Raw genomic sequence first — 14,137 nt, 5'->3', positions numbered from 1 at the left:
AATATTCCTCGACACGTCCCTGCTCTTTTCCGTCCCTGAACGGCGGCGGGGTAGGCGTCCGATGATGTTACTGGGCTTCGGCCCTGACGACCGAACAGTGAAGTTCTGCGATACCCTTGAAGATGCACACGGCCTCGTCGCCCGCGTGAACACGGTGGACGCCGGTGACCGCGCCGGTCGAAACCAGCGTGCCCGCCTTCAGCGGGCGGCCCCAGCGCGCGCAATGTTCCAGCAAAAACCGCACAGACTCCATCGCGCCGCCCGCGAGGGACTGCGACCCTCCGGTGCCGACGCTGGCGCCATTGATCACCGTTTCGACCTCGATGCCGTCCAGACGCTCTCGCCAGTTCTCGACCTCGGGACCGATCATCAGTCCGCCATTGTTGCCGAAATCGGAGGCGACGACGGCTGATCCCAGGTCGTTGATCGTCGAAAGCGGACTGCCGGCCAGCTCGACGCCGATGAAGACCTTGTCCACGACGCCCATGGCGTCTTCGATGGTCCAGTCGGTCTTGGCTGGATCGGGGTCGGCGCCGATCCGAGCAATGAACTCAGCCTCCACCGCCGCGAACCCGCCCTCGATTTCGGGCAAAGGCACGACCGTATCGCCGGGCGCCGGCCAGACGTTGCGCGCGAAAATGGCGCCGGCCAGACGATGGATCCCCAGCTTCGGCTGCTGCTCGGGCGGGACACCGCCCACCTTCCAGCCCACGACCTCATCGGGAAACAGACCGATGGCGACGTCCTGGATGGCGTAGGATTCGGCCATGCTTTGAGGGATCACGCCCGGATAGTCTGGCGTGCTGCGCGCCGCCAGACGCGCGGCGACGAACTGCTGTGCGATCGCCGCCGGGTCGGCCGACAGCGCGTCGTCCTGGCTCGCAAGAGAGGGGGTCGAAGTCAAAGGTGTCGCCTCGTGAATAGGCTGCGATAAGAGCGACGAAGGAAACCGGTGTCAATGCGCTTTAACTGAGCCCCATGGCGTCGGCCGCGAGTCGCGGCTATGCCTTCAAGCTGCACATAGGGAAGGAGCCGAACCTTGGCTCAAGACGATCCGCGATCCGGCAAGCCGGGCAAGCGGGCAACCATCAACGATGTCGCCCGTGAGGCGCAGGTCTCCAAGAAGACCGTCTCGCGGGTCATCAATCAGTCGCCGTTCGTCAAGGAAGACACGCGCGAAAAGGTCAACGCCGTCATCAAGGCTCTGGGGTTCACACCTGATCCACAGGCGCGCGGCCTGGCCTTTCGACGCTCGTTCCTGGTCGGTCTGATCTACGACAACCCCAGCCCGACCTACGTCGTGAACATGCAGCAAGGCGTGCTGGATGCGCTAAAGGGGTCCGGCCTGGAACTGGTCGTTCATCCTTGCAATCGTAACTCCCCTACCCTGCTGGAAGACATCAGAGGCTTCGTCGAGCGCCAACGTCTGTATGGCGTCATCATGCCGCCGTCGGTGTCCGAGGACGAACAGGTCATCGACCTGCTGCGCGATCTCGACTGCCCCTATGTCCGCATCGCCTCGGTGGCGTTGGACGAGCCTCAGGCGATGGTGGTCACCAATGACTGGATCGGTGCGGCCGAAGCGGCGTCGCATCTGGCCGACCTGGGACACAGACGGATCGGTCTGGTGCGCGGGCCGGACCTGTTTCGGTCGTCGGCCGTGCGGGGCAAGGGGTTCCTGGACGCTCTGGCCGAGCGCGGAATCCCGCTGGACCCGGCTTACGATTTCAAAGGCGCCTATACGTTCGAATCAGGTGTGGAGGCGGGCCACGCCCTCTTGGCGCTGGAAACGCCGCCGACCGCGATCTTTACCCTCAACGACGACATGGCCATTGGGGTTATGCAGGCGGCGCGAGATCGCGGCCTTGAGCTGCCGCGCGACCTGTCCGTCGTCGGCTTCGATGATCTGCCGATGGCGGCGCGGGTTTGGCCCAACCTGACTTCGGTGCGCCTGCCGATCCGCGACATGGGACGGATGGCGGCTGAAAAGCTGCTGGCGCCGATGCGCGGCGTCGATCCGGCCAAGATGCAGCAGCCGGAAGTTCGACCGGCCCTGGTGGTGCGCAAGTCGGCAATCCCGTCAGTGTGAGTTGGGTCGGCGCGCGTGATCGCGCGCCGACCGCTCTGCCTCAGGCCGTTTCGAGCGCAGGCTTGGCGGCGAGAACGCCCTTCAGATAGTCGCGAATGCCTTCGTCGATGGCGTTGGCGAAGAAGTAGTCCTGGAATTTCTCGCCGGCGATGGCGGCCTTCAGCAGGTCTTGGTCCATCGTCTTCAGAACCGTCAGCATGTCGTGGCAGGTCACCGACTTCAGGTCGCTGAGCACGCCGCGATTCTTGCGCATGATCTCGGCGCGTTCCTTGGGATAGCCCAGGCCCCGCTCGCCCTCGAACAGCTTGCGGTAGACGTCCTGCAGATTCAGTTCAGCAGCCCAGCCGAAGCCCTTGGCATAGGGCATCGAGATGGCGTTGCCGTCGTTGATCTGGCCGAACAGGAAGGCGTCGGTGGGGTCGATCACCAAACCGCAGAAGACGCCCGGCATGCTGTTGCAGGCCAGCATCGAGCCCATGCCGGTTCCGCAGCCGGTGACGACGAAATCGGCTGCGCCGGAGTTCAACAGAATCCCGGTCAGCAAGCCGTTCATGACGTAGGTCAGCGAGGCCTTATCGTCGGCCGCGTACATTCCATAGTGGAAAACTTCATGGCCTAGCGGTTCGGCGACAGCGGTCAGAGCGGAATGCACCGTCTCGCTTTTGGCGGCCTGGCTGTTTTCGATGATGAGAGCGATCTTCATGGGGGAATCCTCAAGACAGTGGCGAAGCGATGCCGACATATGTGAGCGGCGTTGGTCTAATCGATTGCATCATTATATGACACCGGTTACCTAGTCCACAGAAGGACGGGCGCAAGATCCGTTTCGGTGGCTCGCGCGGCGAGTTCGCAGGGAGACCGGCATGTACGACCCCATGTACGACAAAGTCTATCAGGCCACCCATCCCGACATGATGGACGGGGCCTCGAACCAGCAGCTGCGCGATCGCTATCTGATCCAGGGCCTGTTCGTTCCGGGCAAGGTCAGCCTGAACTACTCCCACCACGAGCGTATGATCATCGGCGGCGCGACCCCGGTTGAGACCGCCCTGAACCTGCCCACGCAGTCGGAGCCGCCCTCCTTGGCCGGGGCGCCGTTCCTGCAGGCCCGCGAGTTGGGTGTGGTCAATATCGGCGGGGCCGGTTCGATCACCGTTGACGGCGAGACCATCAAACTGGGCTTTCGCGATGGCCTCTATGTGCCAATGGGATCGAGCGAAGTCAGCTTCGCCTCGAACAACCCCGCCGAGCCGGCGAAATTCTATCTGGTCGCCACACCCGCCCACGCCCGCTACGACCTGACAAAGATTTCGATCGACGAGGCCGTGCCGCTGGACATGGGCGCGTTGGAGACGTCGAACGAACGGACCATCTACCAGTATGTCGTGCCGGCGAAGGTGAAGTCCTGCCAGTTACTGCTGGGCGTGACGGTGCTGAAGCCCGGCTCGGTATGGAACACCATGCCGCCTCACATTCATGACCGCCGCTCGGAAGCCTATCTGTATTTCGGTCTGGGCGGAGACGACCGAGTCTTTCACTTCATGGGCGAACCGGACAAGTCGCGCCACATCGTCATTGCCGACGGGGAGGCCGTGATCTGCCCGCCGTGGTCGATCCATACCGGCGCAGGCACTTCGAACTACACCTTCATCTGGGGCATGGGCGGCGAGAACCTCGACTACACCGACATGTACAAACTCGACATCTGCCAGCTGAAGTAATCAGGACAAGAGGAAGAAAAGCATGAGCAATCCATTCGACCTGACCGGCAAGGTCGCGCTGGTGACCGGCGGCAATGTGGGCCTGGGCCAAGGCATCGCCCTGGCCTTGGCTGAGGCGGGCGCCGACATCGTCTCGGTCGCCCTGTCGGAATCTGACGACACGGTCGCCAAGGTACAGGCGATGGGCCGTCGCGCCCACGCCATCAGCGCCGACCTGACCTCGATCGAGCCGGTCGAGCGCGTCGTGCAGGAAACTCTGGCCGCCATGGGCCGGATCGACATCCTGGTGAACAACGCCGGCCTGATTCGCCGCGCCGACGCCGTCGACTTCACCGAGGCGGACTGGGACCTGGTGATGAACATCAACCTGAAGACCGTCTTCTTCATGAGCCAGGCGGTCGCCCGTCTGTTCATCAAACAGGGCGACGGCGGCAAGATCATCAATATCGCCTCCATGCTGTCCTTCCAGGGCGGAATCCGCGTGCCGTCCTACACAGCGTCCAAATCGGGTGTCGCCGGCCTGACCAAGCTGATGGCTAACGAGTGGGCGCCGCACCGCATCACGGCCAACGCCATCGCCCCCGGCTACTTCGCCACCGCCAACACCCAGGCTCTGCGAGAGGACCCGGTCCGTTCGGCCGAGATCCTGGGCCGTATCCCGGCCGGGCGCTGGGGCGAGCCGTCGGACCTGGGCGGCGCGGCCGTCTTCCTGGCCAGCCGGGCCTCAGACTACGTCCAGGGCGCCATCCTGCCGGTCGACGGCGGCTGGCAGGCGCGCTGATCCGGGGCTAGCGTTGCGATCATGACCAACAGCGCCTCGGGCGGTAGGATTCTCTGCTTCGGCGAGATGCTGCTGCGGTTTTCGCCCAACGCCAACGAACTGCTGATGCAGTCGCCTGCCCTGACCGTGCGTCCCGCCGGCGCCGAGGCCAATGTCGCCGTGTCGCTGGCTCGCTTCGGCGCGCCGACCGGCATGGCGACGGTCCTGGCCGACAATGCGCTGGGCCGCGGCGTGCGTGACGAGGTGCGCAAGCACGGAGTCGACACCTCTCACGTCGTCTTCAAACCCGGCCGTATGGGTCTGTATTTCCTGACGCCCGGCGCTGTGCGTCGTCCGTCGGAAGTTCTCTATGACCGCGCCGGTTCGGCCTTCGTCGAACATATCGACACGGCCTTTGACTGGGACCAACTTCTGGACGGCGTCGAATGGCTGCACGCCTCTGGCGTGACCCCGGCGACAGGGCCGAACGGTTCGACCGCCGCCGTCGCCATTATCGAGGCCGCCGGCCGCAAGGGCGTCAAGGTCAGCTACGACGGCAACTTCCGCGGCAAGTTGTGGGAACAATGGGATGGCGATCCGCCGGCCACGCTCGGCAAGATGCTGGCCGGCGCCACGGTCGCCTTCGCGGATGACCGCGACTTCGCCCTGGTGCTGAAGACGACATTCGACAGCCCGGACCCGGCTGTGCGTCGTCGTGAAGCCGCCAAGGCCGCCTTCGCCGCCTTCCCTCGCCTGCAACGCATCGCCTGCACCCTGCGCGTTCAAGACAGCGTCGCCGACCAGGCCCTGTCGGCCGTCATGCTGACGCGCAATGGCAACGACGTGATCGAGACCAAAGCCGAGGCCATCCATATGGCCGGTGTCGTGGACCGGGTGGGCGGCGGCGACGCTTTCGCCTCCGGCGTCCTGTTTGGCCTGTGGAGCGGGTGGTCGGATCAAGAGGCGCTGGACTTCGGCCTCGCCGCCGCCGGCCTGAAACACTCCGTCCCCGGCGACTTCAACCTGTTCAGCGCCGACGACGTGCGCGCCGCCATGGGCGACAGCGGGTTCGATATCCGCCGCTGAGGCTGCGAACATTGAGATTGGGTGGAGGCCGCATGGAGAAGTCCATGCGGCCTTTTTCAATCGCGCCAAGGGCTAGGAAACCGGTGTCAATCATGCTTCAGTGACGGTTCAGAACGGTCGTTAGAAACCGTGCGAGAGAGGTCACACCAGGAGTTTCCATGTCCGTCACGTCCATGAACCGCCGCGCTCTTTTGGCCGCGGGCGCCGCCGCCACCTTCGTCGCCGCTTCAGGCCCCGCCCTGGCCCAGGCGTCGCCAGAGCGCGCCGCCATTCTGAACACCATGAAGCGCGCCGCTCGGTTCATGAGCGAAGAGGCCGCCGTCGAAGGCGGCTATGTCTGGCAATATCTGCCCGACTTCTCGCGCCGTTGGGGCGAGCTTGAGGCCAACCCGACGATGATCTGGGTCCAGCCGCCGGGCACCGCGACCGTGGGCCATCTGTTCCTGGACGCCTATCACGCCACCGGCGACGAGTTTTACTACGAAGCGGCCAAGAAGGCTGCGGACGCCTTGGTCAAGGGTCAGCACCCGCTGGGCGGCTGGAACTATGTGATCGATACCGCCGGCGAGGAGTCGCTGAAGCAGTGGTACGGTACGGTCGCCGCCAACGCCTGGCGGTTGGAGGAATTCCACCACTACTACGGCAACGCGACGTTCGACGACGCGGGGACAGCCGAGGCGTCGCAACTGTTGCTGCGGATCTACCTTGAGAAAAAGGATCGCAAATATCTGGCGCCGCTGAACAAGGCGATCAGCTTCGTGCTGGAAAGCCAGTATGAGAACGGCGGCTGGCCCCAGCGCTATCCGTTCGTCGAGAACGGCGGCCTGCACGGCCATGCGGACTATACGCCCTACATCACCTTCAACGACGACGTGGCCGGCGAGAACCTGGAGTTCCTGATCTACGCCTATCACGGCCTGGCGCGGAACGGGCGGGGCGATGCGAAGATTCTGGACGCCATCAATCGCGGCATGGACATCTTCGTGAAGACGCAGCAGCCGCAGCCGCAACCGGCCTGGGGTCTGCAACACTTCCCCGACACGCTGAAGCCGGCGGGCGCGCGGACCATCGAGCCGCAAGCCTTCGTCACCCACACGACCGGCACCAACATCAAGTCGATGATGGGCTTCTATCGCCTGACGGGCGACCGCAAGTATCTTGCTCGCCTGCCCGAGGCCATGGACTGGCTGGATCAGGTCGCGGCCAAGCCGCCGCTGAACACGCCGGGCCGCACGCACCCAACCTTCATCCTGGAAGGCGCCAACACCCCGATCTACATTCACCGGCGCGGGTCCAACATCGCCAACGGCCAGTACTACGCCGACGACAACCCCACCAATCTGATCGTCCACTACGGCTCGTTCCGCAACGTCGACACCCCGGCCCTGCGCGCCGAGTACGCCCGCCTGTCGGCCCTGCCGGTCGAGGAGGCGACGCGTGGTTCACCGCTGAAGGCTCGCCCCGGTTCGTTGAACCTGCCGAAGTACTTCACGCTTCAGGATGTGGACGTGTGGGACATGTCCAGCGACGCGCGTCGCCCGACCGCGCCTCACGCCGGTCGCGCGGCCGAAGTCATGGCCGGGCTGAATGCGCGCGGCTATTGGCCCACGCCGCTGACCACGACGTCAAACCCGTACAAGGGCCCCTCGCCCATTGCCGTGACCGGCGGCGAATACCAGATGACCCGCGTCGGCGACCTGTGGGACACCTCGCCTTACAATACCGACTTCCCGGTCGAGGGCGTCTCCACCTCGGTCTTCATCCGCAACATGGGCGACCTAATCGAGGCATTGGGGGCTTAGGACTTGCGAAGATGTGTGCTGTCCCCGCTTTCACGGCGGGGATGAGCACTGATCCTGCGTCAGATCGCCAGCATTTCGCGGGTCATGCCCGCGATCGACTTGGCGCCGGTCAGGGTCATGGCGACGCGCATTTCCTTTTCGAAAAGGTCCAGCAGGTTTTCGACGCCGGCCTGACCGTTCGCCGCCAGGGCATAGATAAAGGCCCGGCCCAGCAGGACCGCGTCGGCGCCCAACGCGATGGCGCGAACCACGTCGAGGCCGTTGCGGATACCGGAGTCGATCAGAATCTTCAGGTCGCCCTGCACCGTCTCCGCAATGGCGGGCAAAGCGCGAGCCGAGGACAGCACGCCGTCCAGCTGACGCCCGCCGTGGTTCGACACCACGATCCCGTCGGCGCCGAAGCTGACGGCGTCGCGGGCGTCCTGCGGATCAAGCACGCCCTTGATGATCATCGGCCCGTCCCAGAAGTCGCGGATCCATTGCAGATCCTTCCACGAGATCGACGGATCGAAGTTGTTCGCCAGCCAGCCGATATAGTCGGCCAGGCCCGTCGGCTTTCCCAGATAGGTCGAGACATTGCCCAGATCGTGCGGCGTGCCGCGCAGGCCCACGTCGAAGGCCCACATCGGATGGGTCATGGCCTGGATCATGCGGCGCAGGGGCGCGTTCGGCCCGCTCATGCCCGAATGGGCGTCGCGGTAGCGAGCGCCGGGGGTCGGCATGTCGACGGTGAAGACCAGGGTCTTGACCCCCGCCGCCTTCGCCCGCTCCAGCGCATTCTTCATGAAGCCCCGGTCGCGCAGGACATAGAGCTGGAACCACATGGGCCGGTCGATGGCGGGCGCCACCTCCTCGATCGGGCAGACCGAGACGGTGGACAGGGTGAAGGGCACGCCGCGCGAGGCCGCAGCCCTGGCCGCCTGAACCTCGCCCCGGCGCGCGTACATGCCCGTCAGACCGACCGGCGCCAGCACGACCGGCAGGCGCAGCGTCTCGTCGAACAGCCGGGTTTCCAGGCTGAGGCTGGTCATGTCCTGCAGCACGCGCTGGCGCAGGGCGATGGCCTGCCAGTCCTCGACGTTGCGTCTCAGCGTCTGCTCGGCGTATGCGCCGCCGTCGATGTAGTGGAACAGGTAGGGCGGCAGCCTGCGCCGCGCGGCCTCGCGATAGTCGCTGGGGGACGAGATGATCATGGCCGCGCCTTACTGGAAGTTGGCGAAGGCCCCGCCGTCGACCAGCAGGGCCGCGCCGGACATATAGGACGCCATGTCCGAGGCCAGGAAGGCCACGACCGAGGCGATGTCCTGGGGCCGGCCCAGCCGACCCAACGGAATGCGGCCTTCCATATACTCGCGCTTCTTCGGATCGGCGAGGTCGTCCTTGTTGATGTCGGTGGCGATGGTGCCCGGCAGGACCGAGTTGCAGCGGATGCCGTGACGCCCCAGGGCGACGGCGCAGGACTGCATCAGACTGTGCACCCCCGCCTTGGTCGGGGTGTAATGGGTCTGCATCTCGCCGCCGACTAGGGCCGAGATCGAGCTGATGGCGACGACGGCGCCACCCTCCCCCTGCTTGACCATCTGATTGGCCGCCGCCTGCACCATGTAATAGGCGCCGTGCAGATTGACCTCCATCGTCCGGCGCAGGGTCTCGACCGGCATGTCGAGGAATGCGTGAAACGGGCAGATGCCGGCGTTCGAGACAAAGACATCCACCCGGCCCAGCGCCTGAACGGCGGCGGCGACGAAGGCTGCCGCGCTCTCGGGCTGGGCCACGTCGCCGTCGACGGCGATGGCCCGGCGGCCCAGCGCCTCGATCTCGGCGACCACCTGGGCGGCGGCGGTCTCGTCCCGGAATGTATTGAGGGCGACATCCGCGCCCTGGCGTGCAGCTTCGATCGCCGTCGCCCGCCCGATGCCCCGCGATGCGCCCGTGATCAGGACGACCTTGTTTTCAAGCAGCATGCGGGCTCCGGCGGTAGTTCGGTTTCAGGGTTTGGGCGACCAACCGAGGTCGGCGCTGATGGCGTTGGCGGCGTCGGTGACGGTCTTTGTCAGTTCGGCCATCCGCGCATCGGACATGTATTGCGCGGCCGAGGAGACGCTCAGGGCGGCGACGATCTGTCCGTTCACCGACCGGATCGGAGCGGCGACGCAGCGGATCTGATCCTCGTTCTCTTCCAGATCGAAAGCGTAGCCCTTCTGGGCGTAGCCATGCATCCGCTCAAGCCAGACTGCGCGGGCCGACGAGTCGAAGGCGGCACCCGGCTCGGCGTAGAAGTCGATCCATTCCGGCTCGGTCTTGTCCAGAATCAGCGCCTTGCCCAGGCCTGTCGAGGCGATGGGGTGCCGCTCGCCCAGACGCGAGCCGATGTTGATGCGACGCCGGCCGGCGACCTTGTCCAGATAGAGCGCATGGCGGCCGTCCAGCACGCCGAGGTGCACCGTGTCGTCCGTCTGGGCCGACAGTTGCTCCAGCCAGGGCCGAGCCACGCGCGGCAGATGCATCTGCTGGCTGGCGGCGTGGCCCAGTTCCAGCAGTTTGGGACCGAGGGAATAGCCCTCGCGCGGGCGGAACGACAGCAAGCGACGCTCGACCAGCGCCGAGGCAAGACGGTGCGTCGTGCTGCGCGTCAGCTCCAGCTTTTCGGACAGTTCCGCCAAGGGCAGAGAGCCTTCGATGAGGGCGTCGATGACGTCCAGACCACGCAGCAGGGTCTGGCTGCCGGACGCCTTCGCTCCCGCCTCTTCTTCCCCATCGACCTGCACGGTCTTGATTGACGCCGATCGTCCCATTTCGTAATCCTCATTCTCAGAATGTAGCAAAACGTGCAAGTCGTCTGGGGCTACACAGGGAACATTGACGTGACGCACGGAGGAAAGCCAGTGAAATCCCGCATTATGGGAGCGGATCGCCATTTTTCGGTGATTGCGCGATGAGCCGCCTGCCTCGCATCAAACACGTCCGCGCCTTCGTCGTGAAGAATGACGGAACTGGGGGCGGCGCCGACTACCACGATCAGGGCGACGGTCACTGGATCGACGATCACATCGCCACGCCCATGGCGAAATACCCCGAGTACCGCCAGAGCCGCCGAAGCTTCGGCATCAACGTTCTTGGCACTTTAGTCGTCGAGATCGAAGCCGAGAACGGCGTGGTCGGGTTTGCGGTCACGACCGGCGGCGAACCGGCGGCCTATATCGTCGAGAAACACCTGGCCCGCTTTCTCGAAGGGCGCGATCCGGCCGAGGTCGAGAAGATCTGGGACCAGATGTATTTCTCGACCCAGTACTATGGCCGCAAAGGTCTGGTGGTGAACGCTATATCCGGCGTCGATCTGGCGCTGTGGGACCTGCTGGGCCGCCTGCGTCAGGAGCCGGTCTTCGCCATGCTGGGCGGTCCGGTTCGTGACGAACTGACCTTCTACGCCACCGGCGCGCGGCCCGACAAAGCCAAGGAGTTGGGCTTTATCGGCGGCAAGATGCCGCTGCACCACGGTCCGGCCGAGGGCGAGGAAGGTCTGCACAAAAACCTCGCCGAGCTGGAGGTCATGCGCAACGCCTGCGGCGACGACTTCTGGCTGATGTTCGACTGCTGGATGGCGCTGGACCTCAACTACGCCACGCGGCTGGCCCACGAAGCCCACGAACTAGGTCTGAAATGGATCGAGGAGGCGCTCAGCCCCGACGATTACTGGGGCTATCAGGCGCTGAAGAAGAACGCCCCCAAGGGGATGCTGGTCACGACCGGCGAGCATGAGGCCACCCGCTGGGGCTTCCGCATGCTGCTGGAAATGGAATTCTGCGACATCATCCAGCCGGACGTGGGCTGGTGCGGCGGCGTCACCGAACTGCAGAAGATTTCGGCCTTGGCGGACGCCAAGGGCGTGCTGATGATCCCTCACGGCTCGTCGGTCTATTCCTACCACTTCGTGGTGACGCGCCATAACAGCCCGTTCGCCGAATTCCTGATGATGGCCCCCGGCGCCGACGAGGTCGTGCCGATGTTCCATCCACAACTGATCGGCGAACCCGTCCCCGTAAACGGCCGCCTGAAGGTTCCAGATACGCCCGGCTTCGGCGTCGAGCTGAACCGCGACATCGCCCTGCATCGCCCCTATGCGCGCGCCTAACTTCGCCAAGACGAAAGCTCCTCCGCCACCATGAAATTTCTGCGTTACGGCCCCAGGGGCCAGGAAAAGCCGGGCACGCTGGACGCCGAAGGGCGCATCCGCGACCTGTCGGGCGTTATCGCCGACATTACGCCGGATCAACTGCACGGCCCCGCGCTCGACGCGCTGAAGGCCATCGACCCGACCACCCTCCCTTTGGTCGAGGGCCAGCCCCGCTACGGCGTGCCGGTCAAGGGCAGCCGCAAGTTCATCGCCATCGGCCTGAACTTCGCCGACCACGCGGCCGAATCCAACCTGCCGATCCCCGCGGAACCGGTCGTCTTCACCAAGGCCATCACCTGTCTGAACGGGCCGAACGATGACGTGGTCATCCCGCGCGGCTCGGAAAAGACCGACTGGGAGGTCGAGCTGGGCATCGTCATCGGCAAGCCCGCCTCCTACGTCTCCAAGGCCGAGGCGCTGGATCACGTCGCCGGCTACGTCTTGATCAACGACGTGTCCGAGCGCGCCTATCAGACCGAGCGCGGCGGCACCTGGGACAAGGGCAAGGGCTGCGACACCTTCGGCCCCGTCGGCCCCTGGCTGGTCACGACCGACGAGGTCGGCGACGTGCAGAACCTGGACATGTGGCTGGACCTCAACGGCCAGCGGATGCAGACCGGCAATACGAAGACCATGATCTTCGGCGTTGCCGAGATCGTGTCGTATCTGTCGGAGTTCATGACGCTGGAGCCCGGCGATCTGATCACCACCGGCACCCCGCCCGGCGTGGGTCTGGGCCAGAAGCCGCCGCTGTATCTGAAGGCCGGCGACACGGTGCGCCTGGGCATCCAGAAGCTTGGTGAACAAGGCCAGACCTTCGTGGAGTGGACGCGATGAGCGCCTATCAAGACCGTTTCGCAGGCCGCACCGCCGTCGTCACCGGCGGCGCGTCGGGTCTGGGTAAGGCCGCCGCCGCCCGCATCGTCTCCGAGGGCGGCAAGGTCGTGCTGTGGGACCTGAACGCCGACGCTCTGACGGCCGCCGCTGCCGAGGTCGGAGCCGTCCATGTGATCGCCCTGGACGTCGCCGACCCCGACGCCGTCGCTGCTGCGGCCGAGGCCTCGGCCCAGGCGCTGGACGGCCGCATCGACATCCTGGTCGCCTCGGCCGGCATCACCGGCGCCACCGTGCCGGTGCATGAGTTTCCCGTCGACAGCTGGAAGCGCGTCGTCGATATCAATCTGAACGGCGTCTTCTACTGTTCGCGCGCCATCGTGCCCTTCATGCTGGCCAACGGTTACGGCCGGATCGTCAATGTGGCCTCGGTCGCGGGCAAGGAAGGCAATCCCAATGCCTCGGCCTATTCCGCCTCAAAGGCCGGCGTGATCGGCTTCACCAAATCGCTGGGCAAGGAACTGGCCGGCAGGGGCGTCATCGCCAACAGCCTGACCCCCGCCACCTTCGAAAGCCCCATCCTGGAGCAACTGCCGCAGAGCCAGGTCGACTACATGCGCTCCAAGATCCCAATGGGACGTCTTGGCGAAATCGAGGAAAGCGCCGCCATGGTCTGTTTCATGGCCTCCGAAGAATGCAGCTTCACCACCGCCTCGACGTTCGACACGTCGGGCGGCAGAACGACATACTAAGGACGAGCGCGTGGCTTCGGACCTTCGCATTGTCGACGGCCACGTTCACCTGTGGGACCTGTCGCGTGCGCGCTATGGCTGGCTTCAGGACGATCCCCTGACGAACAATCCGGCGGGTGACATGTCGCCCATCGCCCACGCAAACTATCTGCTGGACGATTATCTGGCTGATACGGCCGGCTGGCGCGTGGACAAGATCGTTCACGTCGAGGCGGGTCAGCCGATGGGTCAGCAGCTGGCCGAGACCGACTGGCTTCAGTCGATCGCTGATGACACCGATTATCCGCACGCCATCGTCGCCGGCGCCGACCTGCTTGACCCCGACCTGGACGCTCTACTGGAAGCTCACGCGGCCCGCCCGAATGTGCGCGGCGTGCGCCAGATCGTCTGCTGGCACGAGGATCCGTTGAAGACCTACACCGACCGCGACCTGCTGCGTGATCCGCAATGGGTCGAGGGCTTCGCCAAGCTGGCGCGCTACGGCCTGTCGTTCGACCTCCAGCTCTATCCATTCCAGATGGCGACCGCCGCCATCATCGCCGCCCGCCACCCCGACATTCCGATCATCGTCAACCACGCCGGCCTGCCGACCGATCGGGACGCGGCGGGGATGGAGCGGTGGCGCACCGGCCTGCGCCTGCTGGCCGCCCAGCCGCAGGTCTCGATCAAGATCTCGGGCCTGGGCATCACCGACCGCGCCTGGACGCCCGACAGCATCCGCCCCATCGTTCTGGAGTGCATCGATGCCTTCGGAACCGAGCGCACCATGTTCGCTTCCGACTTTCCGGTCGAGAGCGTCCACGGAACCTTCGACGCCTTCTATTCCGCCTTCGACGCGATCACGGCCGGCTTTTCGGCGGATGAGCGCGACCGGCTTTTCGCCCGCAATGCCGAGGCGATCTATCGCATCTGACCCATA

Annotated in this window: 14 protein-coding genes; 9 read left to right on the top strand and 5 right to left on the bottom strand. The window is 65.1% G+C overall.

Annotated elements, in window-relative coordinates; all coding sequences use genetic code 11:
* Positions 1-67: 67 nt before the first annotated feature.
* Positions 68-904: a 2-keto-4-pentenoate hydratase gene (locus tag Q9R14_RS03830; protein ID WP_306003563.1), complete on the bottom strand. Its 837-nt coding sequence runs from the start codon at positions 902-904 to the stop codon at positions 68-70.
* Between the two features lie 135 nt (positions 905-1,039).
* Between Q9R14_RS03830 and Q9R14_RS03825 the strand changes: the two genes are divergently transcribed.
* The gene (locus Q9R14_RS03825) at positions 1,040-2,089 is read left to right on the top strand and encodes a LacI family DNA-binding transcriptional regulator (RefSeq protein WP_306003562.1); all 1,050 of its coding nucleotides are present in this window, start codon (positions 1,040-1,042) and stop codon (positions 2,087-2,089) included.
* A gap of 40 nt (positions 2,090-2,129) precedes the next feature.
* Here the strand turns inward: Q9R14_RS03825 and Q9R14_RS03820 are convergent, their stop codons facing one another.
* The gene (locus tag Q9R14_RS03820; protein ID WP_306003561.1) at positions 2,130-2,792 is read right to left on the bottom strand and encodes an RpiB/LacA/LacB family sugar-phosphate isomerase; all 663 of its coding nucleotides are present in this window, start codon (positions 2,790-2,792) and stop codon (positions 2,130-2,132) included.
* Positions 2,793-2,964: 172 nt separating this feature from the next.
* Here Q9R14_RS03820 and kduI point away from each other — a divergent pair, with 172 nt between their 5' ends.
* The 4 genes from kduI (at position 2,965) to Q9R14_RS03800 (ending at position 7,458) form a co-directional block, all read left to right on the top strand.
* Positions 2,965-3,810 carry a 5-dehydro-4-deoxy-D-glucuronate isomerase gene (kduI, locus tag Q9R14_RS03815; protein WP_306004116.1) on the top strand — a complete coding sequence of 282 codons (846 nt, stop codon included), beginning with the start codon at positions 2,965-2,967 and terminating at the stop codon, positions 3,808-3,810.
* 22 nt (positions 3,811-3,832) lie between these two features.
* A complete protein-coding gene (kduD, locus tag Q9R14_RS03810) occupies positions 3,833-4,591 on the top strand; it encodes a 2-dehydro-3-deoxy-D-gluconate 5-dehydrogenase KduD (protein WP_045811470.1) in 759 nt (252 codons plus the stop codon).
* Between the two features lie 21 nt (positions 4,592-4,612).
* Complete coding sequence (locus Q9R14_RS03805) at positions 4,613-5,656, top strand: sugar kinase (RefSeq protein ID WP_306003560.1); 1,044 nt, start codon at positions 4,613-4,615, stop codon at positions 5,654-5,656.
* Positions 5,657-5,814: 158 nt separating this feature from the next.
* Positions 5,815-7,458, top strand: coding sequence for a pectate lyase (locus tag Q9R14_RS03800; protein ID WP_306003559.1), 1,644 nt, complete (start codon positions 5,815-5,817; stop codon positions 7,456-7,458).
* A gap of 59 nt (positions 7,459-7,517) precedes the next feature.
* On the opposite strand, the gene lldD is transcribed toward Q9R14_RS03800, so the two are convergent.
* From lldD to Q9R14_RS03785, 3 genes are read right to left on the bottom strand one after another with little or no spacing between them, the layout of a single operon-like run.
* A complete protein-coding gene (lldD, locus tag Q9R14_RS03795) occupies positions 7,518-8,651 on the bottom strand; it encodes an FMN-dependent L-lactate dehydrogenase LldD (protein ID WP_306003558.1) in 1,134 nt (377 codons plus the stop codon).
* 9 nt (positions 8,652-8,660) lie between these two features.
* On the bottom strand, positions 8,661-9,422 hold the full coding sequence (locus Q9R14_RS03790; RefSeq protein ID WP_306003557.1) for an SDR family NAD(P)-dependent oxidoreductase: 762 nt from the start codon (positions 9,420-9,422) through the stop codon (positions 8,661-8,663).
* Positions 9,423-9,446: 24 nt separating this feature from the next.
* Positions 9,447-10,253, bottom strand: a complete 807-nt coding sequence (locus Q9R14_RS03785; protein WP_306003556.1) for an IclR family transcriptional regulator — start codon at positions 10,251-10,253, stop codon at positions 9,447-9,449.
* 140 nt (positions 10,254-10,393) lie between these two features.
* Here Q9R14_RS03785 and rhmD point away from each other — a divergent pair, with 140 nt between their 5' ends.
* From rhmD to Q9R14_RS03765, 4 genes are read left to right on the top strand one after another with little or no spacing between them, the layout of a single operon-like run.
* On the top strand, positions 10,394-11,590 hold the full coding sequence (rhmD, locus tag Q9R14_RS03780) for an L-rhamnonate dehydratase (protein ID WP_306003555.1): 1,197 nt from the start codon (positions 10,394-10,396) through the stop codon (positions 11,588-11,590).
* Positions 11,591-11,620: 30 nt separating this feature from the next.
* On the top strand, positions 11,621-12,469 hold the full coding sequence (locus tag Q9R14_RS03775) for a fumarylacetoacetate hydrolase family protein (protein ID WP_306003554.1): 849 nt from the start codon (positions 11,621-11,623) through the stop codon (positions 12,467-12,469).
* On the top strand, positions 12,466-13,218 hold the full coding sequence (locus tag Q9R14_RS03770; protein ID WP_306003553.1) for an SDR family NAD(P)-dependent oxidoreductase: 753 nt from the start codon (positions 12,466-12,468) through the stop codon (positions 13,216-13,218). The genes Q9R14_RS03775 and Q9R14_RS03770 overlap by 4 nt, the downstream gene beginning before the upstream one ends.
* Positions 13,219-13,228: 10 nt before the next feature.
* Positions 13,229-14,131, top strand: coding sequence for an amidohydrolase (locus tag Q9R14_RS03765; protein ID WP_306003552.1), 903 nt, complete (start codon positions 13,229-13,231; stop codon positions 14,129-14,131).
* The last annotated feature ends 6 nt before the right edge of the window (positions 14,132-14,137 follow it).

It is taken from the genome of Brevundimonas sp. C43 (genome assembly GCF_030732185.1).
GTDB lineage: Bacteria > Pseudomonadota > Alphaproteobacteria > Caulobacterales > Caulobacteraceae > Brevundimonas > Brevundimonas diminuta_C.
The sequence above is the reverse complement of the archived record's forward strand: the minus strand, read 5'-3'. Positions and strand labels throughout refer to the sequence as shown.

Coding starts and splice junctions, on each gene's coding strand:
- Q9R14_RS03820 (WP_306003561.1), bottom strand. CDS start 2,792: ATGAAGATCGCTCTCATCATCGAAAACAGCCAGGCCGCCAAAAGCGAG.
- kduI (WP_306004116.1), top strand. CDS start 2,965: ATGTACGACAAAGTCTATCAGGCCACCCATCCCGACATGATGGACGGG.
- kduD (WP_045811470.1), top strand. CDS start 3,833: ATGAGCAATCCATTCGACCTGACCGGCAAGGTCGCGCTGGTGACCGGC.
- Q9R14_RS03805 (WP_306003560.1), top strand. CDS start 4,613: ATGACCAACAGCGCCTCGGGCGGTAGGATTCTCTGCTTCGGCGAGATG.
- Q9R14_RS03800 (WP_306003559.1), top strand. CDS start 5,815: ATGTCCGTCACGTCCATGAACCGCCGCGCTCTTTTGGCCGCGGGCGCC.
- lldD (WP_306003558.1), bottom strand. CDS start 8,651: ATGATCATCTCGTCCCCCAGCGACTATCGCGAGGCCGCGCGGCGCAGG.
- Q9R14_RS03790 (WP_306003557.1), bottom strand. CDS start 9,422: ATGCTGCTTGAAAACAAGGTCGTCCTGATCACGGGCGCATCGCGGGGC.
- Q9R14_RS03785 (WP_306003556.1), bottom strand. CDS start 10,253: ATGGGACGATCGGCGTCAATCAAGACCGTGCAGGTCGATGGGGAAGAA.
- rhmD (WP_306003555.1), top strand. CDS start 10,394: ATGAGCCGCCTGCCTCGCATCAAACACGTCCGCGCCTTCGTCGTGAAG.
- Q9R14_RS03775 (WP_306003554.1), top strand. CDS start 11,621: ATGAAATTTCTGCGTTACGGCCCCAGGGGCCAGGAAAAGCCGGGCACG.
- Q9R14_RS03770 (WP_306003553.1), top strand. CDS start 12,466: ATGAGCGCCTATCAAGACCGTTTCGCAGGCCGCACCGCCGTCGTCACC.